Source organism: Pseudoalteromonas sp. PB2-1 (genome assembly GCF_045040605.1).
Classification (GTDB): Bacteria; Pseudomonadota; Gammaproteobacteria; order Enterobacterales; family Alteromonadaceae; genus Pseudoalteromonas; species Pseudoalteromonas arabiensis.
This window is the reverse complement of the sequence record NZ_CP090667.1, coordinates 1,288,033-1,312,877: the sequence shown is the minus strand read 5'-3', so window position 1 is coordinate 1,312,877 and position 24,845 is coordinate 1,288,033. Positions and strand designations below refer to the sequence as shown.

At 40.5% G+C, this 24,845-nt stretch carries 24 protein-coding genes, 1 tRNA gene and 1 pseudogene; 9 read left to right on the top strand and 17 right to left on the bottom strand.

What is annotated here, in order from left to right; translation table 11 throughout:
• The first annotated feature begins 180 nt into the window (after positions 1-180).
• The gene (locus L0Z67_RS06035) at positions 181-771 is read left to right on the top strand and encodes a LuxR C-terminal-related transcriptional regulator (protein WP_083515360.1); all 591 of its coding nucleotides are present in this window, start codon (positions 181-183) and stop codon (positions 769-771) included.
• Here L0Z67_RS06035 and L0Z67_RS06030 read toward each other — a convergent pair.
• The 14 genes and pseudogenes from L0Z67_RS06030 to rlmE all read right to left on the bottom strand — a co-directional run bounded on the left by L0Z67_RS06030 (position 752) and on the right by rlmE (position 14,179).
• Positions 752-1,600 (bottom strand): hypothetical protein, encoded by an 849-nt coding sequence (locus L0Z67_RS06030; protein ID WP_193988596.1) that lies wholly within the window; start codon positions 1,598-1,600, stop codon positions 752-754. The genes L0Z67_RS06035 and L0Z67_RS06030 overlap by 20 nt on opposite strands.
• A complete protein-coding gene (locus tag L0Z67_RS06025; protein WP_405128580.1) occupies positions 1,590-3,989 on the bottom strand; it encodes a fimbria/pilus outer membrane usher protein in 2,400 nt (799 codons plus the stop codon). The genes L0Z67_RS06030 and L0Z67_RS06025 overlap by 11 nt, the downstream gene beginning before the upstream one ends.
• A gap of 1 nt (position 3,990) precedes the next feature.
• Positions 3,991-4,689 (bottom strand): hypothetical protein, encoded by a 699-nt coding sequence (locus L0Z67_RS06020; RefSeq protein ID WP_062570577.1) that lies wholly within the window; start codon positions 4,687-4,689, stop codon positions 3,991-3,993.
• Complete coding sequence (locus L0Z67_RS06015; RefSeq protein WP_062570803.1) at positions 4,689-5,387, bottom strand: molecular chaperone; 699 nt, start codon at positions 5,385-5,387, stop codon at positions 4,689-4,691. Before L0Z67_RS06015 ends, L0Z67_RS06020 begins: the two co-directional genes overlap by 1 nt.
• A 51-nt stretch (positions 5,388-5,438) precedes the next feature.
• Positions 5,439-5,915 carry a hypothetical protein gene (locus L0Z67_RS06010; RefSeq protein WP_062570576.1) on the bottom strand — a complete coding sequence of 159 codons (477 nt, stop codon included), beginning with the start codon at positions 5,913-5,915 and terminating at the stop codon, positions 5,439-5,441.
• A 46-nt stretch (positions 5,916-5,961) separates the two neighbouring features.
• The gene (locus L0Z67_RS06005; protein WP_228074440.1) at positions 5,962-6,321 is read right to left on the bottom strand and encodes a hypothetical protein; all 360 of its coding nucleotides are present in this window, start codon (positions 6,319-6,321) and stop codon (positions 5,962-5,964) included.
• Positions 6,322-6,750: 429 nt separating this feature from the next.
• Positions 6,751-7,329, bottom strand: a pseudogene (locus tag L0Z67_RS06000) (general glycosylation pathway protein); the annotation flags it as partial.
• A gap of 531 nt (positions 7,330-7,860) precedes the next feature.
• Positions 7,861-7,945 (bottom strand) — tRNA-Leu (locus tag L0Z67_RS05995).
• A gap of 76 nt (positions 7,946-8,021) precedes the next feature.
• The gene (secG, locus tag L0Z67_RS05990; RefSeq protein WP_062570574.1) at positions 8,022-8,369 is read right to left on the bottom strand and encodes a preprotein translocase subunit SecG; all 348 of its coding nucleotides are present in this window, start codon (positions 8,367-8,369) and stop codon (positions 8,022-8,024) included.
• A 1-nt stretch (position 8,370) separates the two neighbouring features.
• Complete coding sequence (gene tpiA, locus L0Z67_RS05985; RefSeq protein WP_062570573.1) at positions 8,371-9,120, bottom strand: triose-phosphate isomerase; 750 nt, start codon at positions 9,118-9,120, stop codon at positions 8,371-8,373.
• Between the two features lie 69 nt (positions 9,121-9,189).
• Positions 9,190-10,545: a phosphoglucosamine mutase gene (gene glmM, locus L0Z67_RS05980; RefSeq protein WP_062570572.1), complete on the bottom strand. Its 1,356-nt coding sequence runs from the start codon at positions 10,543-10,545 to the stop codon at positions 9,190-9,192.
• Positions 10,538-11,386, bottom strand: coding sequence for a dihydropteroate synthase (folP, locus tag L0Z67_RS05975; RefSeq protein ID WP_193988592.1), 849 nt, complete (start codon positions 11,384-11,386; stop codon positions 10,538-10,540). Before folP ends, glmM begins: the two co-directional genes overlap by 8 nt.
• A 156-nt stretch (positions 11,387-11,542) precedes the next feature.
• Entirely contained in the window at positions 11,543-13,492 is a 1,950-nt protein-coding gene (gene ftsH, locus L0Z67_RS05970; RefSeq protein WP_405128579.1) for an ATP-dependent zinc metalloprotease FtsH, read from the bottom strand.
• Between the two features lie 57 nt (positions 13,493-13,549).
• Complete coding sequence (gene rlmE, locus L0Z67_RS05965) at positions 13,550-14,179, bottom strand: 23S rRNA (uridine(2552)-2'-O)-methyltransferase RlmE (protein ID WP_062570569.1); 630 nt, start codon at positions 14,177-14,179, stop codon at positions 13,550-13,552.
• Between the two features lie 89 nt (positions 14,180-14,268).
• Between rlmE and yhbY the strand changes: the two genes are divergently transcribed.
• On the top strand, positions 14,269-14,565 hold the full coding sequence (yhbY, locus tag L0Z67_RS05960; protein WP_062570568.1) for a ribosome assembly RNA-binding protein YhbY: 297 nt from the start codon (positions 14,269-14,271) through the stop codon (positions 14,563-14,565).
• Between the two features lie 67 nt (positions 14,566-14,632).
• Here yhbY and L0Z67_RS05955 read toward each other — a convergent pair whose 3' ends face one another.
• The gene (locus L0Z67_RS05955) at positions 14,633-15,790 is read right to left on the bottom strand and encodes a serine hydrolase (RefSeq protein ID WP_193988589.1); all 1,158 of its coding nucleotides are present in this window, start codon (positions 15,788-15,790) and stop codon (positions 14,633-14,635) included.
• A 115-nt stretch (positions 15,791-15,905) separates the two neighbouring features.
• Here L0Z67_RS05955 and L0Z67_RS05950 point away from each other — a divergent pair, with 115 nt between their 5' ends.
• The 6 genes from L0Z67_RS05950 to L0Z67_RS05925 all read left to right on the top strand — a co-directional run bounded on the left by L0Z67_RS05950 (position 15,906) and on the right by L0Z67_RS05925 (position 21,654).
• Complete coding sequence (locus L0Z67_RS05950) at positions 15,906-16,712, top strand: hypothetical protein (RefSeq protein ID WP_062570566.1); 807 nt, start codon at positions 15,906-15,908, stop codon at positions 16,710-16,712.
• 177 nt (positions 16,713-16,889) lie between these two features.
• Positions 16,890-17,729, top strand: a complete 840-nt coding sequence (locus L0Z67_RS05945) for a MipA/OmpV family protein (protein WP_062570565.1) — start codon at positions 16,890-16,892, stop codon at positions 17,727-17,729.
• Positions 17,719-18,102, top strand: a complete 384-nt coding sequence (locus L0Z67_RS05940; protein ID WP_193988588.1) for a DUF3019 domain-containing protein — start codon at positions 17,719-17,721, stop codon at positions 18,100-18,102. The genes L0Z67_RS05945 and L0Z67_RS05940 overlap by 11 nt, the downstream gene beginning before the upstream one ends.
• Positions 18,103-18,118: 16 nt before the next feature.
• Positions 18,119-18,826 (top strand): response regulator transcription factor, encoded by a 708-nt coding sequence (locus L0Z67_RS05935; protein WP_193988587.1) that lies wholly within the window; start codon positions 18,119-18,121, stop codon positions 18,824-18,826.
• Positions 18,827-18,838: 12 nt separating this feature from the next.
• A complete protein-coding gene (locus tag L0Z67_RS05930; protein ID WP_405128578.1) occupies positions 18,839-20,128 on the top strand; it encodes an ATP-binding protein in 1,290 nt (429 codons plus the stop codon).
• 173 nt (positions 20,129-20,301) lie between these two features.
• Positions 20,302-21,654 carry a sodium-dependent transporter gene (locus L0Z67_RS05925; RefSeq protein ID WP_405128577.1) on the top strand — a complete coding sequence of 451 codons (1,353 nt, stop codon included), beginning with the start codon at positions 20,302-20,304 and terminating at the stop codon, positions 21,652-21,654.
• 31 nt (positions 21,655-21,685) lie between these two features.
• On the opposite strand, the gene L0Z67_RS05920 is transcribed toward L0Z67_RS05925, so the two are convergent.
• Together L0Z67_RS05920 and L0Z67_RS05915 are read right to left on the bottom strand one after the other, a co-directional pair.
• Positions 21,686-22,123, bottom strand: a complete 438-nt coding sequence (locus tag L0Z67_RS05920) for a GNAT family N-acetyltransferase (RefSeq protein WP_193988585.1) — start codon at positions 22,121-22,123, stop codon at positions 21,686-21,688.
• A 69-nt stretch (positions 22,124-22,192) separates the two neighbouring features.
• Positions 22,193-22,936, bottom strand: coding sequence for a sporulation protein (locus L0Z67_RS05915; protein ID WP_062570559.1), 744 nt, complete (start codon positions 22,934-22,936; stop codon positions 22,193-22,195).
• Positions 22,937-23,158: 222 nt separating this feature from the next.
• On the opposite strand from L0Z67_RS05915, the gene L0Z67_RS05910 reads away from it, so the two are divergent.
• Positions 23,159-24,730 carry a cation:proton antiporter family protein gene (locus tag L0Z67_RS05910; protein ID WP_193988584.1) on the top strand — a complete coding sequence of 524 codons (1,572 nt, stop codon included), beginning with the start codon at positions 23,159-23,161 and terminating at the stop codon, positions 24,728-24,730.
• The last annotated feature ends 115 nt before the right edge of the window (positions 24,731-24,845 follow it).

The following is a 24,845-nucleotide window of genomic DNA, read 5'->3' as shown; positions in this document are numbered from 1 at the left end:
TGAAGAAATAAAGGAATATTTTACCTCTCGATTTAGAAAAAAATTTATATTTTTATTACTAAAAATGTCTAAAACAGCTAAACACCAGTACTTTTTAACTATCGCAATGTCTCAATCTAATAGTTGAAAACCATTCATTAAAACTATATTTTTACGGTAATTAATAATACTGGTGTGGATATGGATAATCTCGTTAATAGAAAAAACAACAAGTCTTACTCTGTGTGTTCTCTATCTTATTGTGTTGCTGATGAAAGTGAAACATTACTTATAAATTTTGACTCCCTCAATATACTTACAACACAAGAAATGATAGCTCAATTTATGAACGCACGTGGTTACACTAATCTAGTGATTTTTAATATTCCTTACGATGCTGATGTAACCTCCCTCAAAGAGTGGCCAAAATTAAAAGGTTTATTTTATCAAGGTACTGAGGAACATATTTTCAAACAAGGCCTAGAAGCGATTGGAAAAGGGGATTTATGGTTTCCACGAACAGTGTCTGACACGTGGATGAGGGAATTACTTGCATCTGAAGAAAAAACGACTTTGCAATCTAATAACCTCACTTTTAAAGAGATTAAAGTTCTTAATTTACTTTGGGGTGGTGCAAGCTCCCCACAAATTGCAGATTCGTTGTTCATCAGTGAAGCAACTGTGCGTGTTCATTTACATAAAATCTACCAAAAGATAAATGTTAAAAATAAGCAAAAAGCCCTGCAATGGTGCGAAAAGAACTTAAGTAAATTTAGTAGTTCAGCGGACTAATTTGGAACCTAACTGTATCGGAATAATGACCTGCAGCTTGATTTTGAAATTGGGCCAACTTTATTTTTAGAGGTAATAAAAAAACAGTTTGATCCGAAAACGAAAATGTTTTTACTGAGCGCTGTTTAAGATCGATATTTCTTCCATTCATTATCAAGGAATAGTCAATAGCAAAGCGACTTTGGTAGAGAGTGTGTATTAACTTCCCTTTATTCTCGGAATCAACTTTTATAGCGACATCTGCGTTTGTAACCACTTTCAGTGTGGGTAACATCGTGTATTCTTTATTCGCAACTAACTCTCCAAGATTAACAACGTTATGTGAACTACTGAAACCTAACAATGATAAGGACACATTGGCAGGTATGTTCACGTCAACGTTGAGTTCGTAATCATCCAACACCTCATTATTTTCATTCATTAATTGTAATGTTAGCCGATCACGATACTGACCTGCTTTGACGGGTGTACCAGCCGCTATAGTAAGCGCAAAGCTAGTTTGACCGTCTTCAACGGCTAATCTGCTTACTTGACCACTCAATAGCGAACTTGAAGAGGCAATATGATAAGGAATATGTTGATGTTGCCCGATAAATTGGAAGTTATTTTCACTACTTAGAGCTACATAAAGTGTGCAATCATCAGTGGCTGTCGTATAAAGTGTGAGCTGTTTTTCTGCGTCCGTTCGTTGTAAGGAATGATACCCAGAGAGATTATCAACACCTTGCTGAATACTTTCTATTGTCGCATCACATGTTGCCCAACTGGATAAAGGCATGAGAAAGAAAATTAGTATCGATTTTTTAGCTAAACGCATTTTACTGAACATAAATAACCCCTTTTCTTTGTAATTGTTGACCCTTTATCACGTCGATTAAAAGCGTTTTGTGAGTGACGCTTTTCAAAGAAATCTGGTACTGACAAGGTTTAAGACCTGTTAAAGCAAAACGTCCGCTTTTACTGGTAAAGAATGTAAGAGGCTTTGCTGCTTCTTCATCAATACATTTTGCAGTACCCACTTGTAATGCCAAAGGCTCGTTTTCAGTTGTTTTCAGCGTTGCAATGATAGAAATATTTGCATCGGTGCCAACGGTCACAACATGGCCGCTCTTGTATGAAGGATAAAATGTGATTGCACCCGCCCCAATATCATAGCCAGGTTCTAAATCATCAACATCTAGGGTTACTGTGGAATTATCGTAAGCGTTGATATCACTGAGTAATATTGTATTAAAGTCAGCATTACTTGCTCTGTACTGCGATTCTGTTCTACCTAAACTGATCTTTTTGCCGGATAAACTACTATGGGCAGATACTAAGGCAAAACTATCTTCAATTGGCTTTCCAACAGTCCAACTTGTATTTGCAAATGCAAGACTTGCTGCACCACTTAAGCGGCTTTGATGATAGGCTGTACGCGAGTTTAACTGTTTGTAATACGTTCCGTGATCAAAGCTTGCTAGAAAACGGTTAGCATTGTATTGGGTATTTAGATCAAAAATAGCTTCGTTTAGCTCATTCCTTTCAAGTCCAGAGCGAACGCTCAATGCGCCTACATATCGTTGATTACCATCTTGATTAAACTCAAAGCGAGTCTTATCACGTTTAGATTGATGGCTAAGCTTCACTCGTCGCGTATTTGAAAACTTATAAGTAATAGAGGCACTAAACCCCCATTGCGACTGTGCATTTATATCTTCCCACTGCCCGCCAAGTGAATAACGCCATTGATGGTTAAATAGCTCTGAAGAGAGCACAAGACCTGCTGATTTATCAAACTGTGCTTGATCATGACGTCGTGAAAACGTGGAGTACAAGGATGTTTGCATTCTCATTTCGGACACAATATTAAGGTTAGCTTGAATAAAATGCTCTCTTTGGCTTAACCCGTCACTTTGTAATCCAGAAAAACTTTGCCTACGATAATCTCGATTTGTGTATTCATAGCCCAATGTAAAGTCTACGCCATTATATGATGGGTCATTAAACGTGCTATAAACTAGGCGATAGGCATAGCCATCATTTAAACTTAAGGTATTTTCAAAAGCTAATTGACCTAGTGGTGTGGCATAGATTTGTTTTAAACCAATTTGCTGAGCATCTTCATTACCTTGTGCCGACATACCTATAGTCCAACTTGGCGTCACGCCATAATCTAAATACGAAGACAGTAGTGGTTTTTCCCAAGCATAAGTTAATTTATCTCGTAGTGAGCTTGGAAAACCTAAATGGACCTCATATTCCAGTTGCCCTTGTGCAAACAAATCTAGACCTGTGGTCACTGTAAAATTAACCAGTCGAACCACACCTGCGCTATCCGTTATTCGCAGCACAATATTGTTATTACCTTCGTCAAGAGGGATATCGTTCAATGAGTAAATACCTGCAGCTAAATTCAAACGTTGTACTAAACGATCATCCACAAGCACGTCAACTGATGAGGGAGACTCAAGCGTAAAGCTTTGTGATGCACTTGGCCGAATCGGCCTGTCAGATACAAGAGAGAAATCATGAGCAAGCGATAGCCCTAGCATTCTAGTAGTGGATTGAAAATAACTTCCAGAACTATAGTTATCACCAATAGAAACGCGCATCCCTTGCTCAGGTAAGTCATGAATTAAACGTGTCCCAAGACGTTTAAAGTTACTTTTTTTATCATTTGACTCATATTCGGCTTCGTTCTCTAGTACCCAACTGTGGAAGTTTATAACTCCTTCGGGTCTTACAGTCAGTTGCCTTTGCGTTAAATCTCGTTCTTTATCTAGTTGATACAAATAGCTTGAGCGTAGATTTAAATAGCCGCTCACGGAGGCTGGTTTTGTGGGTTTTAAGCCTTGACGATAGGACATCACACTTAGGCTTTTAGGCTTTGTCATTAAAAGTGGCACAGTTATATCTAAACTAAAATCGAGCATAGAGAACGCCACTTCAATACCTATCTTTTCTAACTTATCAACATCAATAAGCTGCTGTGAGTTAGCTTGGTTGGCAATATTTTCTAGGCTTTGCGCGAATAACATTGGCGCAAAATGCGGCTCAATCTCAGGCCACTTCAAAACTAACTTATCCTTTGGTGTAACAATCAATGTAATGCTGCCAATCGCGTTTTTATTAATCCGTGTATCAACCGTTAATTCAATAGGCTCTGATGTAGGGTTGATCTGCCCATATATAGGTGCAGCCAAAACGAAGAAAACAAAGCAAATATAGGCACGCATATTACTTTTTCAAAGTGACTGTAGGAGAAGTTAAATCGACATGTCCTTCTTTTAATATTGGAATAGAAACATGAGAGATGGCAGAAGGCGCAAAGAAAACATCGTAGCCCAATGCTTTTAGTTGCTGTTTATCAAAAGTTAGTTGCGGCTTATCCTTGGAACTAATAATGATTTCATACTCACTTAAACGTGAGGCCCCATCGCCAACATTACGAACATCAAAACTACATTGTTTTTCAAGACAGTCGATATTCTCAACGACTAAATTAGCCTCAAACGCTTGTTGATGCACGTGCACAATCATATTCACGTTTAATAACATTGTTAACTGCGACACCTCGCTTGTTTGCCCAGACACAACTTGTTCAACCAAAGTAACTTGATATGTTTTATCTGTTTTAGGGGTATCACCGTTCCAGCGAAACTGAATGCGTTGCTGTTCATTTTTCTTAAGGTAAATCGTGGGTGGAAACACCCAGATCGGTGGCTCGTCAAGATAATGGAATTGAGGCTGCTGCTTTGAAAAGTCAACCTCGTACACTTCTATTTCAAACGCTAAATCACGGTTTAACGTATTCCTTACCCTGCTATATGCTGGTTGCGAGGTCATCGTTGGATCTAAAGTAAGCACCATGGGGGTGACTTCTATAGCAAAACAAGATAGCGACATAAATAAATAAGCAACCAAACACCAGCGCATTAGAATAGCACCTCTAACTGACTATTTTGCGGTGAAAACTTAGCCGGCACTTTTATAGTTACCTCACGCTCAGAGTGCGGTAATAATAGCTTGCCACTCAAGGCTTTACTGAGCTCTTCACCTTCTAATAAAAGCTGCTCTTCTTGATTTTTAAAAAGCCACTTTGCTTGGGAAAGGCGTATAAATTTGTCACCTTCATTTTCAAGTAATATTTTCCAAACACCCGCTTGTTGCAACTGCTTTTCTTTAACTAATAACTTAGCCGTTGCTTGTTCTGGTACGACATTAAACAGTGTTCTAAAACTTACCGACATACCAACACCAGATTGTTTAATTTCATTAATATCGACAGGAACTTGATCAACAGCTATACGATACGACTTTGATACTGATATAGCGGGATCACCAATATAGCGAACCAATACAGATTGAGTTTTTCCAGGCTGAACGATTGTCGTCATAGGAATAATCAAAAAATCTTCCTCGTTAAGCTTCAGCTCTTCATCGCCCGCCTTGTTGATTTCTAAATCAAACGCTGTGAGCTCAATAGTTAATGGTTCATTTGAATTATTCATAACCCGAATTCTTTGCTGTGAATTTGAACCTGAAGGCTTTAACTCAGCAACCATGGGCTGAACTTGGAATGCATAACTATGTAATGACCAAAAACAAGTCAAAAATATGATTAAAAAGCGCATATGATCTCCCATAAAAAAGAGCAGTATAAGCTGCTCTTTTTTTCATCAAGTTTAGTTAGCTGTAATAGCTAACATTAACGTATCAGCATAAGTACCAGAGAAAACTGGGTTTTGCGTAATAGTTAACTCGATTGTGCCTGCAACACCACCGGCAGCTAGAGCAAAAGAACCTGGCTGGCTTTGCTCAACGCTTTGGTCGTTATGACCATTTTCAGCAACAAGTGTAAAAGCGAATGGGTTCGCATTTAATTCAGCTGTGTACCCTACCCCTTGGTCTTCGCGGTCTGCGTTTTGTAAGTGACCTTCGGCTGTCGTTAAAGACATTGTTGCGCCGTCAGCATCGTTACACTGCAAATCAAAGCCAATTGTTTTTGTTTGATCTTTTGCTAATGCAGGAAAATAGGTTGTTGTGTTTACATTGCTAACTTCACAAATTGACTCAACTGCACCACCAACGTTTAGGTTTTCCGCTAAAGCAGTACCAGAAGTAAGAACAGCGATTGCTGAAAGTGTGATTAATTTTTTCATTAGTTTATTCCTTATCCATGTTATTTAAGCATTATTTCTTAATGACTTACCAAATTCCGCCAGAACTGGCAGCTGGGGTCATTTCTATACGCAAGATATCCTTATACTCACCTGCATATATAAGTGGCTCTGTTAACTCTAACTGTAAATTCATCGTCTTCTTAAACAAGATTTGGTCAATATTCAGAGTGTGTGAATCGACAAGATTTCGCGCTAAAAATGATTCACTTAGCGATAGCCCTGCAACTGACAAGCTTACCCTGTACCCGTTGACTTTCCTGCCCTGTAAATGAAGTAATCCGCCATGCTCAGAGTGCAATGACATCCTCATTGGTGAGTTACAGTTAATAACTAACTCAGTGCTAACCAAACCATTATGTGGAAACTGCAAATCATTTTCTTGCATTGTAAAACCGCACTTTGCTTTTATGTATCCTTCCAATGTTAAACTCACATCATCGGAGGCTACACTGTAAAAAGTGCTGAAAATGAAAAGAACTAACATGCATTTTTTCATCATTCACCCATATCCTTTGAGCAGGTTTGTTAACACGGAAGAAGTCTAAAGGAGTTTTTCTAGAAAGGTTGTTGCTATTTGCTTAGCTTATTTATGAGCTCCAAAAAAATAGACAGAGGCTGTTTATCAATAGAGGCTAAACAAACGCTAATTTCATACCCACAGAGGCTAAGCCCAACACCTCATTCATCTAACATTCAGCTTAAAATTCAGGTAATATTCAGCTTCTTCTATTAGAAATAAGGCTATAAATGGGCTTTAAACAAATACCACGACAAATCAGTTAGTTTGTATAAACAAAAATAAACTTCATAACAATTAATGACTGTATCTAAGCCCGTTTACAACCAAAAATTCCACTCTTATTGCTTTGTATTGAGGCGTTGAACCTTGCATTAATACATCTTCTGGCTTTGCGCCTAAGTAGACATAGACCGCCAATGTTAATAATAAACCGACAACTGCGAACATCATTAGAACCGCAGGTATTACGTACTCAACTTGTCCTAGAGCAGCCTTAAACATAGTAAGTAATGCCTCTATTGAGACTGCAATCAAAATCGTGTGATTGTTCGTCTGGTTGAGCTGTAGCGAAAAATAGCTTTATGCATGAGGATCTCTTCCTCCAAAATAGTTTTCCCAAAATCAAAAATAGCTAAAAAAGCTAAGGTGACAAAGATAATGATAGTGAAAGGCTGAATTGGATCTGATTGACTTTGTCTTCCAAGCAAAAGAGAAAACATGTCAGCAAACAGCTTAAAGAGTAAGTAAATCACTAGGCTGGATAGACAACTAACAATCAAGCTATAACCGACCTTAAAATAAGGTGTCATATTTGCGCTTTGTATCTCCGATGATGAACTCAACCAATTCAGTTAGGCTCACATCTACAACTAGAAGTAATTATCTTGCTAATCAGCGTGTATTGTCTTCACGATTGATATGCATAAATGCTTTGTAGCAGTTGAAATATATGGGAGGTAAAATGTGTATCTACGTTGGTAACTGCAACCAAAAGTAAGGGCGTACGCTCAGGTCTTGTTCTGCGTATCCCTCTATCGCACTTAAATAAATCACTATCGTCATGTTATACCAATTCGCTTAATTAAGTGGTCTATTTTGAGGCAATAAAACCTCGTTGATAGCAAGGCAAAAATTTCGTTATTTAGTTGTTCTAAATCAGAAATTTTTAACGCCGGTAGCGACAGGTTAATCCCTCAAAATGATTAAGTATTATTGCGGATTGGTATTATTCACCTATCAGTAAAATACTAACCGAGAGTACAAAAAAGGAAAGTTCAAATAGAATTTTTCTTTTTCAATGAATATAAACACAGGAAAAGCTTTTGCCACATAAATGCACAAGACGAGTAGAAAGAGTGAAAAAACGAAAAAAGCCGTTACTGTTAAGTAACGGCTTTTCAAATTTGGTGCGGATGGGGGGACTTGAACCCCCACGGCCTAAGCCACCACCCCCTCAAGATGGCGTGTCTACCAATTCCACCACATCCGCATACAGTTTTTGTATGTTGTTAAGCGTTATTATTACTTGAGGAAAGTAACTGCTTAACCTAATTTAGCAACGCTAATTAGTTTGGTACGTCAGAGCTTTTCTCTTCAGTAACAGGCACATCATCTTGTGCTGGTGTTACTGTTTCAACAGCTGGCGCAGCTTCTAGGTTTTCCCATTCGTCAGTCTTTTTAATTTGACCGGCTGTAAGGTTACCTAGAACAATACTTAACACAAAGAATACTGTGGCAAGAATTGTCGTTGTTTTAGTCATAAAGTTACCAGCACCAGATGAACCAAACACAGTAGCAGAAGCGCCTGCACCGAATGATGAGCCCATGTCTGCGCCTTTACCTTGTTGGATTAAAACCATACCTACAAGCGCTAAAGCAACGATTAAATAAACTACTAATAAAATTTCGTACATCTTATACGGTCCCTTTTGCACTCTCACAGATTGCAGTGAATGAGTCTGCTTTTAGACTTGCGCCGCCAATAAGGCCGCCATCTATATCTGGTTGTGCAAATAATAATTCGCTATTTTTTTCATTCACGCTACCACCATATAAGATGGTTAGCTGCGCGGCTAAATCGCTATCTAGTGAAGCGACTTTTTCGCGGATAAATTTATGCACAGCTTGAGCTTGCTCAGGTGAAGCAGTTTTACCTGTACCAATGGCCCAAACGGGCTCGTATGCTACCACAGAATTCTTCAGTGCTGCTACACCTAATTTATCAATTACAGCATCAATTTGTGCTGCAACCACTAATTCGGTTTCATTTGCTTCGCGTTGTTGCTCACTTTCACCAACACATAATATAGGTGTTAAGCCTACTTCTTGCGCACGAGCGAATTTTTCTGCAACAATTTGGTCTGACTCACCGTAAATGCTTCGACGTTCTGAGTGACCAACCAATGTGTATGTGGCGCCTAAATCTTTTATAAGCTGCGCATCGACTTCACCTGTAAATGCACCTGCTTGATTCTCAGATACAGTCTGTGAGCCAACAAGCACATCACGTTGTAGCAAACTACTCATCAATGGGAATGGTGGAAAAACCACAATATCCAGTTCATCCGATTGAACGTTTTTAATTGCCTGAGATAACTGTTCAACGAGCTCTAATGAACCGTTCATTTTCCAATTACCTGCAACCATTGGCTTACGTGTTGCCATAATTCCACTCCACATTAGAAAGCGGGCAAGATACTAACTCGACTTGCCCAAAGTTACAAGAGGTTATTGTTATACCTCGGTTTGTTTGCTCACAGATTCGACAACTTGAGCGATTTTCTGTGCATTATCGAGTACAATTTTCTCTTGGTCAGCTTCGACCATAACACGCACAACGGGTTCAGTGCCTGACTTACGAAGTAATACACGTCCAGTGTTACCAAGTTTTTCTTCAACCTCAGCCACACAGTCAATCACCGCCTGAGCTTGAGTAGGATCGGTTCCTTGAGGGTAACGAACATTAATCATTTTCATTGGGTATTTTGTGAAACCCGCACCTAGGTCTTGTAATGTTTTATTTTGCGCGACCATTGCTGCAAGCACTTGTAAGCTCGAAATAATGCCATCGCCTGTACTAATTAAATCAAGGTTCAATACATGGCCTGAACTTTCGCCACCTATTTTCCACCCTTTCTCTTGTAACAGCTCCATTACATAACGATCACCAACTTTGCTTCTGGCAAAATCAATACCGCGTGACTTAAGTGCATTTTCAAGCCCCATATTAGACATGACAGTACCAACAACACCACCACCTAGCATGTCATCATTTGCAGCTTGGCAAGCAATAATATAAACAATATCATCACCGTCAAATACACGGCCGTTATGGTCCACCATCATGACACGGTCGCCATCACCATCATAGGCAATCCCTACATCAGCATTGTGTTCAAGCACTTTGCGTTTGAGTGTCTCAACATGAGTGGCACCACATTCAAGGTTAATATTTACTCCATTCGGCTCGCATGCATGACAAATCACTTCTGCACCTAGTTCTCTCATCACCGATGGTGCAATGTGGTAGGTAGCACCGTTGGCACAATCGAGGACTATTTTTAAACCTTCAAGTGATAACCCTTGCGGGAATTGGCTCTTACAGAACTCAATATAACGACCATCGGCCGTTTCTAAGCGGCGTGCTTTTCCGAGTTTATCGGATGCAACACACGTCATCGGCTCATCCATCATGGCTTCAATTTCTAGCTCCACATCATCAGGGAGTTTTAAACCCCGACTTGAAAAGAATTTAATACCATTATCATGATAAGGGTTATGAGAAGCACTAATAACAATACCCGCTTCAGCACGGAACGTTTGTGTAAGGTATGCAACCGCAGGAGTCGGCATCGGCCCGAGTAGAACCACATCAATACCTGCGGCAATTAAGCCTGCCTCAAGAGACGTTTCTAACATATAACCTGAGATGCGCGTATCTTTACCAATGATCACTTTTTTGGTGCCAATCTTTGATAAAACTCGTCCTGCAGCCCAACCTAGCTTTAGGGCAAACTCAGGTGTGATTGGATATTCCCCAACCATACCGCGTACACCATCCGTGCCAAAATATTTTCTTGTTTTACTCATTTAAAAATCCTTTATTACACGCCTGCCAAACGGTTAAGGCATCTACAGTTTCTAATACATCATGAACACGGATGATCTTTGCGCCATTTTGCGCGGCAATAAGTGCGCCGGCAAGGCTACCTGCTAGGCGTTCATCTGTGTCTCTATTTAGTAAATTACCTATCATAGACTTTCGAGATAAGCCCGCTAAAACAGGTAGTTTGAATTGATTAAAATCATCGAATTTGTCGAGGATTTGATAGTTATGTGCCAATGATTTTCCAAACCCAAAACCTGGATCTAGTATAATTCGCTCTCGCTGAATACCCGCTTGCTCACACGCTTCAATACGCGCAGCAAAAAAGCTGTTTATATCAGCAAACAAGTCATCATATTGCGGGGCCACTTGCATTGTGCGAGGCTGCCCTTGCATATGCATTAAGCACACTGCCACATCTGGATACTGAGCAAGCACCTCAATGGCACCAGGCTCTTGAAGAGCACGTACATCATTTATAATATCTGCGCCTGCTTCAATAGCTTGGCGCATAACTTCACTTTTGCTGGTATCAATTGAAATAACACAATCACTGTGTTCACGAAGCGCTTTTACAAGTGGAATAACTCTCGCTAACTCATCCTCTAACGAAACATCTGGTGCGCCAGGACGGGTTGACTCACCACCAATATCAATAATTAAGGCACCGTGCTCTAGTAATCTGCTAGCTTGATTGACAGCGCTGTCTAATTGACAATAGCTGCCGCCGTCTGAAAATGAATCGGGTGTGACATTTAAAATTCCCATCACAACTGGGGAATCGAGGTGTAAAGTGCGACCTCGGGGTAAATTAAGAACGGTCATTTATCACCTTTACGACATGTATAGCAATGGCTAAAAATGTTTTCAGTAAACAGTTATACCTCTTCGCTAATGAAGTCTGATTGCGGGTCGGTATTTTAAAATTTGTCTACAAAAAAGCCCCGGCATTCGGGGCTTTTGCTTGTACTATTTTAACGATTATTCCGCTTTATCATCAAGGCTTGTTTCATCCTTTTTAGCTGAATCATCATTTTTCGGCTCTTCTGAGGCTGGCTCAGCCGGCTTTTCTGTACTTTTCTTCTCTTCTGGTCTGCGATCATGCATATCACGCGGTTCGCGGACTGGCTTACGCGCCATGAGATCGTCTATTTGACCTGCATCAATGGTTTCATATTTCATCAATGCATCTTTCATCGCATGTAAGATATCAATATTATCTTTTAAGATTTGTTCAGCGCGTTCATAGTTACGATCAGAGAACAAGCGCACTTCACTATCAATAACCTTTGCTGTTTCATCCGACATGCTCATCGAGCGGCTTCCGCCACCACCCATGTACATTTCGTTTTGGTCTTCAGCGTAAAGTAATGGACCAAGCTTTTCACTCAAGCCCCACTGCGTCACCATTTTACGAGCGATGTCCGTGGCACGTTCGATGTCGTTACTTGCACCTGTCGTCACTTTATCTTCACCGTATATAAGTGCCTCAGCAATACGACCACCATACAAGCTCGAAATCATTGACTCTAAAAGCTCTTTAGAGTGGCTAACACGGTCTTGCTCAGGTAGGTACATTGTTACACCCAATGCACGACCACGAGGGATAATAGACACTTTATAGACTGGATCGTGTTCAGGCACCATACGACCAACAATCGCGTGACCCGCTTCATGGTAAGCAGTCATTTCTTTCTCTTGCTCACTCATCACCATGGTCTTGCGTTCTGCGCCCATCATGATTTTGTCTTTGGCGGCATCGAATTCAGCCATGCTGACAACACGCTTGTTACCACGCGCTGCATATAATGCAGCTTCGTTTACTAAGTTAGCAAGGTCAGCCCCCGAGAAACCAGGTGTACCGCGTGCAATAACTGCTGCTTCTACGTTGTCACCCAATGGTACTTTGCGCATATGCACTTTAAGAATTTGCTCACGACCACGAATATCAGGTAACCCAACCACGACTTGACGGTCAAAACGACCAGGACGTAATAATGCAGGGTCAAGAACATCAGGACGGTTAGTCGCGGCAATAACGATAATACCTTCATTACCTTCAAAGCCGTCCATTTCTACGAGCATTTGGTTGAGTGTTTGCTCACGCTCATCGTGACCACCACCCATGCCAGCGCCACGTTTACGACCTACTGCATCGATTTCATCAATAAAGATGATACAAGGCGCTGCTTTTTTAGCTTGCTCGAACATGTCACGTACACGTGATGCACCCACACCAACGAACATTTCTACGAAATCAGAACCTGAGATTGTGAAAAACGGCACTTTGGCTTCACCTGCAACGGCTTTGGCAAGTAACGTTTTACCCGTACCAGGTGGACCTACCATGAGCACACCTTTAGGAATGCTACCACCTAATTTTTGGAATTTAGATGGATCACGTAAGAAATCAACAAGCTCAGTAACGTCCTCTTTTGCTTCATCACAGCCAGCAACATCAGCAAAGGTTGTTTTAACTTGGTCTTCGCTCATTAGGCGCGCTTTACTCTTACCGAAAGACATCGCACCTTTACCGCCACCACCTTGCATTTGACGCATGAAGAATATCCATACACCAATTAGCAGCAGCATTGGGAACCAAGAGATTAAAATGCTGGCGAGGAAAGATTGCTCTTCAGGTTTTACACCCTTTACATTCACATTGCTTTTCAAAAGATCATTTAAAATATCTTTATCGTACATCGGCATGATAGTTTGAAAGCGCTCACCATTGGTTTTGGTGCCGGTAATCGTACCTGAGTTACTTTCAATAGAAACCTCTTGAATAGCGCCGCTACGTGCATCGCTAACAAACTGGGTATAACTTGTTTGGCGATCAGCTTGATCGCCACCATTAAAGCTCTGAAAGACTGACATTAGCACAACAGCAATGACCAGCCAGAGTATTAGATTTTTCGCCATATCGCTCAAGGGGTTAACCTCTTGTATCCAATTAATATAAATTCAACTTAACGCAGCACAACTGTACTACAGTTTGTATCCCGTCGCCACTATATAAACTTCCCGAGAACGGGCACGCGATGCATCAGGCTTTCTGATCTTGACCGCTTTAAAGCTATTACGTACGTCCTGTAAGTATTGATCAAACCCTTCACCTTGGAAAACTTTCACACAAAAAGCACCATTTTTCTTCAAAACTTGGTGACACATATCTAATGCAAGCTCAACTAGATACATGCTTCCGGCCTGATCAACCGATGTATTACCACTCATATTGGGGGCCATGTCAGAAAATACAACATCCACATTTTTCCCATCAATGCGCGTTAATAGCGCATCTAATACCGCTTCTTCTCGAAAGTCACCTTGCAAAAAGTCTACGCCTGCTAACGAATCCATTGGCAAGATGTCACAGGCAACAACTTGGCCTTTATCACCCACCTTTTCAGCAAGATACTGTGACCAACTTCCTGGAGCAGCACCTAAATCAACCACAGTCATGGCTGGTTTAATTAATTTATCTTTATTTTGAATTTCATCTAATTTGAATACCGCACGAGAGCGCCAACCTTTCTTCTGCGCTTCGTGAACATAAGGATCGTCAAAATGTTCCTTCAGCCATCGCTTAGAACTAGCTGAATGTTTTTTATTTGCCATAAAATTAATACGTAACTAATTAGTAATATTCTCTAGATGGCGTTAGAATACCCTTAATTCAAGCCATATTCAGCAAAATTTGTAACATCATGAAATTATCGAACAAACAAAAGCAGTTTTTAAAAGGTCAAGCACACAGTTTAAAGCCTGTGGTATTACTTGGCGCAAACGGTTTAACCGAAGGCGTTTTAGTTGAAATTGAAAGCGCCCTAGATATCCACGAGCTTATTAAAGTAAAAGTACCAACGGATGAACGTGAAACAAAAGTATTAATTTTCGATGCAATTGTTCGCGAGACCGGTGCTGTAAAACTTCAAACAATTGGCCATACCATTGTTCTTTACCGTCAAAGTGAAGAGAAAAAGATTCAATTACCTCGCGGTTAAGATTGAAAGCCAATTCTATAAAAAAGCCAGCTTGCTGGCTTTTTTAATGCCTAGACTAAATATATAACTAGCTCGACTCACTTTCTCGCGCATATTTCAGTGTGCGATTTATAAATTCGGTTGTTAGCTCATTAATTAACCCTGTTTCCGCATTAAGTACTAGACTAAAACCAATATTTAAATGTGGAAAAACGACTAAGTCACTGCGGTAGCCTTGTACCCAACCACTATGGTAAAAAAGTACTTCTCCATCGTAATCATATACTCGCCAACCAAGGCCGTAATAGGCATCTTTTACATGCCCTCGCCATACCCGACGCCGTGTTTCTTTTTTTGTATGGGTGTATGGTCGCGTTTGTTTTATAAGCGCATCCAGCGGCAAAACATCAGGGTACTGGCCTAGCTGCGCATTTAACCAAATAGCCATATCACTAGCGCTGGCATTAACCCCCGCAGCGGCTGCTACCTTGTAGTAATTCTTTTTTAAGCGAGAGGTGTACCAACGCTTTCTTCCTCTTACATGAGGATGAGCATAATTATTGTCACGCACCATACCTTCGTAGCCTACGCTCGCATCCGTCATTTTTAATGGTGCAAAAATATATTCAGCTATCCAATGGGCATAATCCATTTGAGTTGTTTTATAAATAATTGAATCAATGAGACTGAACATCACATTTTGATAGCCATAACACTCACCCGGTTTGCAAATAGGTTCAACAGTTAGAAGCTGTTTAACAATGTCTGGGTAACTCATTCTTGATTCTATTAAATTGTCGTAAGCATTTGGCACTAAACCGCTTGAATGGCTCAGAATATGATAAATTTTTAAATCATCTTTATAGACAGTATTATTAAATTCAGGAATGAACTTACTGATCGGATCGTCAATATTGAACTCTCCCTGAGTCGCAAGCTTTGATGTCAATGACCCTGCAAATGTTTTAGAAACTGAAGCCAAGCGAAATCGTGTGTGTTTATCTACTTTTCGCCCTTTTGATATTTTAGTTCGGCCAATGCCTTGGACAAAGTCTTCCTCACCCACTTTAACAATTGCCAAAGAGCCACCGGGAATTCCTTTGGCTCTTAACTTTCCTCTTAGGTATTTATTGTACTCGCTAACGAAGGGCTGCCAATTTGAGTCACTACCTGAAGCATACCCACTGAAAAGAAGGAGAAAAAAAGAAGAAAATAGAAAGATTATAAAAGTGAGCGTGTACTTCATTCGTTATTGTTTTAGTCTGTTTCGGAAGTTTCTCATTACATAATATCATGAACTTTTGCTTCGACTAACGTACAATACGCACAATATTAACTTTTTTATGGGTAGACTTTTCTTTATGCGCTTACTTGTAGTACTGCTTTTTACAATTATTTCAGCTGGTTGCGCCCTTAAACCAGAGCCAGCGCCTTTATTAGCGATGCCAGAAAAACCGTCGCTTAAAAGCCAACGTTTTCAAATTGAATATAAAACTGAACATGCAGCCCCAAAAGTTAAATCGGTACAACTCCCTGCGCATACAGTAAATGCAAACCAAACCGTTGCAATCGTTGCTGATAAAACAAGCGTAACAGACACTTTATATGCGCAATTAACAGAAGCATTAAATGAAAAACAATTAAAAGTTGTCCAAAATGGCCAAGCAGATTACACATTGTCTATCCACCAGCTTGATTTAGAGCTTGTTGACGATACCGAATACCAATTAGTGATACCTGAAAAACCATTGCCACTTTTTGACCAAGTAGCAGAGCAATTCCCAACTCAACAATGTGCCACCATTCAAGCACAGGTAAGTATGCGCCTAACCCATAAAAAAACAGGCGATGTTGTCTGGTTTGCGAAGTCATCTATAGACAGTGCTAGCTTTCACCGTGAGCCGCTCATCTATAGCTTTGAGCAACAGCAATTGATCAAGAACGAACTAGAAGTTGCCAGCTTTGTTAATGAACATAATACGGAACAAGCGCGTATGTCGCGTATAAATAATACCGATATTGTGATACCTCAGTATCAAACAATTTCTCGCATGAGTGCTTTAACAAAAGAGCAAGGCCCATGTAACCGTACTGAAATCAGTGCTCTTACGCCTATGATGCAGTATTACCTCACCAGTATCTTAATCGATAAAATTAAAGTTCAATAAAAAGGTTGGTGTTTGCACTTAACAAAAGTGCAAACACCTACTTCTTTCTTCAAGCTACACTTCCCTAACACCTTTACGACTCGACTACACTTTTTTACAGATTTTGGGAACTCCTTAACAATATACTAATTGCGTATATAATGATGACTTCACTTATTTGTAACAAGGACAACACACTTGCAAACCAGCCGCGCCATATTATTTTTTTGCTTATCTTTATTGGCAACATCTTCTTATGCAAGTAATCGTTACTACGCTGATAATACGTTAGAACCCAGCCAAGGTTTTGCATGGGATTGGGGAGTTGGGGCTGGCTATTATATCGAAGACTCTTATTTAGTCGGTATGGACTCTTACAATGATGGCTTTGAACCAGACATTCACCTTGCCCTTTCCTACGAACACTTTTACCTTGATTATGATCAAAGCCAATTAAGTGGTGGGCTGACCATTGGCTACAGCGTGATTGATAAGTTCGAATGGGGACTTGACCTAGTTGGTACAAATATTCAATCTGGCTTCGATGAAACCGGCTTAGCTTTTTACGAAGAAGACGTAATTGAAGAGCTTGCCGGTATTAAAAGCAGAAATTATGACTTTGATGTTGGACTGCGCTTATCAAGACGCTTTGATAATTCGCAGATCTCCTTTGAGTATTTACATGATATTTCAGGCGCCCATAATGGCTGGGTAATGAACAGCTTCTTTAGTCAGATAATTCCTTGGCGTAATTGGGAGTTTCGCTCAGGTATCGGGCTAAGTGCTTATTCTGAAGATTTTACTAACTATTACTTCGGTATTACTCCTTCTGAAGCTAATTCAAACAGACCTGTTTACACCCCGAGCACATCCTACAGTCTTATCTTTGAGTTTCATGCTGAATACCCAATAAACCAAAACTGGGTATTTTTAACTGGCTGGCTATCAACATGGTTTTCTGATGATATTCATCACAGTCCTATTGTCTCCCAAGAATATCAGCACAAAGCCAAGGTAGGCCTGCGCTATGTTTTTTAAATACTATTTTTTATTAGCGCTCCCTATAATCAGCGTCAAAGCGCAAGAGCAGCCTAATGAAGAGACAAGCCTAGTATCACTACCTGATACCTGTGTTGCCCTTCGTGAGGGACGAAATTGCTATGCTGATGTGGAAATATCTTGGCACCAGCCAAAGGGTAATTACTGCTTACGTGATGGTCAAAGTAAACATATTATGCAGTGTTGGCTTATGCAAAAAACGGGCTTTTTTCGCTATCAGTTTGACTCTGCAATAACGGTCAACTTTGAATTGGTCAATAGTAACAATGGCAAGGTCGTTGACACCACTGAAATACAAGTGCAGTGGGTGTACCAAAATCGCCAAAAGAAACGCCGTTGGCGACTGTTTTAACTGTTTGGAGTAAAAAATGGAACATTATGGCACGATTCTGCTAGTAGAAGATGATATTTCACTGGCTAAGTGGGTCGCAGAATACTTAACTGAGCAAGGCTATAAAACAACAATTTGTCAACGTGGTGACCAAGTCATTGAGCAAGTCAGAGCGACACCACCGGACTTAGTTTTATTAGATATCATGCTGCCTGGTCAAGATGGTATTAGTGTGTGTCGAGAGTTAAGACAGTTTTACCAAGCGCCTATTATTATGCTCACAGCCAGAGACGATGAAATGGACGAAGTAATTGGCCTTGAAGTCGGTGCAAGTGATTACATGATGAAACCTGTACGACCACGAGCACTCTTAGCCCGCATAAAAACGGCCTTACGTGCAAATACAGATAACAAAGAGTCGCGCTTAGAAAATCCCAACATAACTGTTGGCAAACTTACTATAGACACCGAATCACGCACTGTTTTTTTTGCCGATCAAGAAGTGCATATTTCAAGTGCGGAATACCTATTGCTGCATTACTTGGCCAGTAATGCAGGTCAGGTTGTGTCGCGCGATGCCGTGTTCAAAGCAACAAAAGGCAGAGAATATGATGGGTTAGACAGAAGTGTCGATGTGCTTATTTCGTCACTACGCAAAAAATTTAATGATGATCCCCAACACCCTGAAAAAATTAAAACAATCTGGGGACGTGGCTACTTGCTCGTCGCGACAGCGTGGCAATAGATGATATAACGCGTGAAAAAGTTTTATATTTCATTACTGGGCAGTGCACTGCTATCAATAATCATATTGGGCTGGTTAATTGACGCATTTAGTCAGCAAACCCATCAGCCGCAAGATACTTTTCATAGCCAAACCCAAATGATTAAAGGGTTTACTAAACAGTTGTCGGTACTGCCTGCGGATAAACGCGAGAATGCAATCAAGCAGCTAGAGCAAGATTTCAACGTGCAACTAGAGTATCGCTCAACTCAAGCATTAGCACTTCCTCACTCTCTGCTTTCGCAAATTACAATGCCTACAGGCTTAATACTCGAAGATCAACAAGGATACTACTTACTCTACAGCGAGCAGGCACTTGGCTCACACCATCTTAAAATGCGTCTAGAGAAAGCGCATTTACATGAGCAAGGGAATGATGTTCTCCTTACCCTACTCTTCTATGCTGGGTTATGTGTTTTTATGGGCTTTATTATTGCTCCACTTGCAAAACGTCTCAGCATCCTTAATGATGCCGCGCAACGCTTCGCTAAAGGTGATTTAGCTACCCGCATTAAACCATCTCATTTTACCTATATTAAAGATGTCGAGCTCACCTTTAATCGCATGGCGAATCAAATTGAGAAACTACTTGATGAAAACAAGCTAATGGCGTCGAGTTTATCGCATGATATAAGAACCCCTGTTGCGTGCTTACGCTTCGGTTTAGAAGCCGCGCAAGATTGTACTAATGAGGAAAAACGTCTTGAGTACTTATCTCGAATGGAGCAAGATTTAGATCAAATGGAGTCAATGCTAAAAAGTTATCTTGCTTTTGCTACCTTAGAGCAAAAAGCAAATAAACTAACCTTTAGCGAATCTGACTTAGAAAGCTACTTACTCAGCTTGATTCAACAAGTTCACCCTAAGCTTGAGCAACGTTCATTACGCATCATTCACGACATAAAACAAGGACATATATGTGCCGACTTAGATTGGTTAGCACGTGCGATTGTAAACCTATTAAGTAATGCATGTGACTTTGCACGCTGCGAAATAGTTTTATCAGTCTCCTACAACCAAGGCTTCGTTACTATTAAAGTAGAAGATGATGGCCCAGGAGTGCATAAAAAAAACTGGGGGAAAATATTCAGTCCGTTCTTTCAAGAACAAAGTCACCGAAATCGTGACGGTGAAAGCTATGGCTTAGGCCTCGCGATTGTTGCAAAAGTGGCTGATTGGCATCATGGCACTGTCAGCGTATCAAAAAGCCAGTCTCTTGGTGGCGCATGCTTTACCCTCAGTATTCAAAATAAAAGCCTTTGAATATGTTTCAATTGTGTTAATTGTTACGTATTGTATTAGCTAATTGAACGAAATATATGCTGGCAGCAGATTCGAGGCGATTACAAGTAAAAATGCCCACTATTAACCCTTTTTATTTAGTGTTAATTGAAGTAGATTGTCAGCGCCGTCACAAATAGAGAAGTAACAATAATATGAGCGCATCACGTGGGGAGTTCAGCTCCCGCTTTGGATTTATTATGGCCGCAGCAGGCTCCGCTGTTGGCTTAGGAAATATTTGGGGTTTCCCTACACAAACAGCAAGTAATGGCGGCGCAGCATTTTTAGTTGCTTACTTAGTACTTGCATTTTGCCTAGCTTACCCAGCATTAATGGCAGAGCTTGTTATAGGCCGTCATGGCCAAGCCAATGCTGTCAGTTCCCTTAGAAAAGTGACAAACCAGCCATGGCAGAAAAAATTTGCTTTTGTAGTCGGCTTTGGCGGTATTATTTGTGCTGGTTTAATTTTAAGCTTTTATGCCATCGTAGCGGGCTGGATGCTCAGTGCAACATTAGAGCCCGTAGCACAATTAACTGCTCAAGAGCCTGCAATTACTTGGTTAGGTGAGCAGTCACTATCAAGAAACCTAATTTTTACTGCTGCGTTTATTATTTTGACCGTTGCTATTATTTCTAAAGGTGTTGAAAACGGCATTGAGAAATGGTCAAAGCGCCTGATGCCTGCTCTATTAGGCATTTTATTTATGCTTATCATTTACGTGATGACCCAAGATGGCGCAATTGAAGGTTTAAAAGCCTACTTAGTGCCTGACTTTTCATCTATTTTAAACCCAGAGCTGTTAGTTAATGCCCTTGGACAAGCATTTTTCTCGTTATCTTTGGGCACCAGTGTGATGATCATCTATGGCTCATACATTAGCAAAAAAGAGAATCTCGTATCCCTAGGTGCTTATGTTACTTTGATCGATGTGTTTATTGCCTTTGTAGCCGGTTTATTGATTATTCCTGCGATGTATGTTGCTCAGGCACAAGGCGTACAGATTTTCTCTGCTGAAGGCGTACTACTGTCTGAAGATACGTTAGTGTTTCAAGTGCTGCCTGCACTTTTCACCAGCATGGGGGATGTGGGTATTTTCGTTGGCTTTGCCTTTTTTGCTTTAATGAGTATTGCAGCGTTAACTTCATCTATTTCAATGTTGGAAGCACCCGTCTCTTATGCAGTTGAGCGCTTCGCTCTAAAACGTGTGCAAGCGACATGGTTAATTGGCGGTATTATTGCCCTTGTCAGCTTTACGATTGTTTTCAACTTAGGCACATTGTTTGGCTTTGTGATCACACTAACCACTAAGATTGGCCAACCAATTTTAGGATTAATGTGTTGTATATTTGTAGGTTGGATTTGGCACCGTGCATCTTTATTAAAAGAAATTCAACAAGGCTGCCCAGAAGCTGCACATAGCTTCTTCTGGAAAGTGTGGCCATGGTATATCAAATTCATTTGTCCATTGGCCATTGCACTGGTATTTGCAAACTCGCTGTTAAGCTGAGAGGTTACTTGAAGTAGCCCTTTGCTTTGGGCTACTTCAAACACATATCCTGATGTGGAATGCCGTCTTCTAAGTAATCATCACCGACATTTTTAAAGCCAAACTGTTGATAAAAGCCCGTTAAATAACATTGAGCGCCTATCAAAATAGCTTTCTCTGGCCAGCGTTGCTGACATGTCTCTATAGCCATTTGCACAAGTTTGCTTGCCAACCCTTGTCCCCTAAATTGCTTAGCAACAAGTACACGACCAAATGCACTGAACTGCTCATTTTTGTCATAACACCGAGCGTAGGCAGCTAGCTGTTGTTCTTTGAACACAAAGAGATGCTGAGTCAGGTCATGGTTATCAACCTCGTCAATCTCTGGATAAGCACAGGTTTGCTCTACAACAAACACCTCAACCCGTGCTCGTAAAATCGCGAATAACTCATCTTTACTGAGTTCAGTGTAACTCTTAACAGAAAACATAAGATTCCTTTTTGCAAGACAAAAAACCCAGCCGTAGCTGGGTTTAAAGTGTACCTATTCGATTAAGCCCTAAGCGAATAACCGCTCTAATTGGTCACATAATTGCGACAGGTTTACGTGATCATGTTCTATCGTTAAATCAACATAACCATCCCCTCTAAAAGCACGGTCTAATTCAATTAACACATGCGTTTTATGAGCTTCAGGCACAAACGACAGCTCAACTTCTTGTAAACCAAAAAGGCTTCGGCTATCTGGACGATACTCAAGTTCCTGATAGCAACCTGAGTGAGATTGAAACGTAGGTGCGCGTAGATAACCCTTTTCAACATCTGCCTTGACTAGGTTAAAACCTAATTTATCCATTGCGTGCATAAACGTGCTAACAGCATCATTCGGATAAATATGTAATGAGTCACGATCCGTTGGATCAAGCGCCATATCAATATCAAGACCCGTTTCTAACCAAACATGTGATTGATTATAGCCAGCGTTAATTTCCGTGATTGGGGTCTCTGAATGTAGGCGTGCTTCAAACGGAATATGCCTCTCTTCGCCCGCTGCAATCGTGCCGACATCCGTGATACGCCATTTTTCGATCACATGATTTGTAAAATACTCACCATCTTCACCTTCAACTTTAACACGCGTCATTAATGCTAAGTCTAAGCCAGTAATATCTTGCTCTACATCGCCGCCTTTAATAACGATAACTGCATTAAATTTTTGGCCTGGTTGTAAGTGCTCTGTTTCCAGTACAGTGTCCACCTTTGCTGCACCAATACCTACTGATGCAAGGATTTTCTTAAACATCTTTTCTCCTTAAGCCGTCTCTTTTCTAGTTGGCTTAAATTCCTTTGTTGTTGCATCTTAACCACAATTAAAAGCTAATGTCAGCGAAAAAATGATGCTTTTAGCGCATTAATCAATAAATAGTGCGTAAGTGTTCATTTTTTAGACTCTTTATATTCGATATTGTTTTCCATTAGTGAATATTTCGCTACACTCCTAACAAATGAAGTCAAAAGAAGAATTATGGAACTTATATACTTTGCTACGGCGTTCGTGTGCGGCTTTGCTGTCTATCAGCTAAAGCTTCCTCCTTTAATTGGTTTTTTATTAGCAGGGTTTGCCCTCAACTTATATGGCTATAAAACCACTGAATTACTCAACACACTAGCGAGCTTAGGCGTAACCTTACTGCTGTTTAGTATTGGTTTAAAATTAAAAGTTTCTAACCTTATAAAACCACAAGTATGGGCACCAGCGTCAATGCATATTGTACTGAGCAGCACCCTCTTTAGCGGTTTTATGCTGTTGCTTGGCGCATTCGCACTTCCTCTTTTCAGCGAACTGACTTGGCAAAGTGCACTCTTGGTTGGTTTTGCATTTAGCTTTTCGAGTACTGTGTTTGCCGTTAAAGTCCTTGAAGAACGCGGAGAAATGTCTAGTCTACATGGCAAAATTGCAATAGGTATCTTGGTAATGCAGGATATATTCGCAGTTATTTTCTTAGCGATTAGTACAGGTAAAGCACCTAATATTTGGGCATTAGCATTATTAATAGGGCTTCCGGTTCTGCGCCCTATTATGTTTTGGATTTTAAATCGCTCTAAGCATGGTGAATTACTGCCTTTATTTGGCTTTTTCTTTGCGCTGGTTTTAGGTTATCAAGCCTTTGAATTTGCTGGACTCAAAGGCGATTTAGGCGCGCTTATCATAGGGATGATGTTTGCTCCCCATAAAAAAGCGGGTGAGCTATCAAAATCATTACTAAATCTGAAAGATATCTTGCTTGTTGGCTTCTTCCTAAACATAGGTTTAAACGCGGAGCTTACCGCGCATGCTGTATTGGTGGCGATGGTGATTATTTTAGTGTTACCAATTAAAGTTGCGCTCTATTATGTTTTAACTAACGCCTTCAAATTACGTGCACGTACTTCACTGCTTAGCGCATTTAGCCTTGCTAACTATAGTGAGTTTGGTTTAATCGTTTGTGCCGTTGCTGCTAGCAGTAATATGATCACCTCCGAATGGCTCGCGGTTATGGCGATTGCCGTATCAATTACTTTTATTTTGGCATCTCCTTTAAATAAACGCTCTAACGAAATTTATGTCAAGATTGAGCACTGGCTACTTAAATTTGAAAGTAATAGCCGCTTAACCGAAGAGTTACCGGTGAACTTAAACGATACCAAAATCGTTATTTTTGGTATGGGCCGTATTGGTACAGGGGCGTACGAAACAATTAGTCAAACACATCCAAACCTCGTTGCTGGCATTGATATTAAACCTGATGTGGTGGATAAGCACATTAAACGAGGACGCCGCGTTCTTTTAGCTGACGCCACAGACCCTGACTTTTGGCAACGGGTAAATCACTCTCATGTTGGCATGGTTATGCTTGCGATGCCAAAGCACATGCAGAATATTTTTGCCCTAGAGCAGCTAAAAGCGTCTGGATACCAAGGCCAAGTAACGGCTATTGCAAATTACCCTGACCAGCAAAAAGAGTTAGAAGATATGGGTGTAGATTCTACCTATAACTTTTATCTAGAAGCGGGGAGCGGCTTTGCCGAGCACGTAAAACAAAAACTTTTCTCATAATGTAAAAAAATAATTCTCAGGGCCCATATTTGGTACTGAGAATTATTTTCATTATATTCAGCGACTTGCTATTGCTATTTTTAGTACACTTCAATAGGCGTACCTAAAGTAGGTC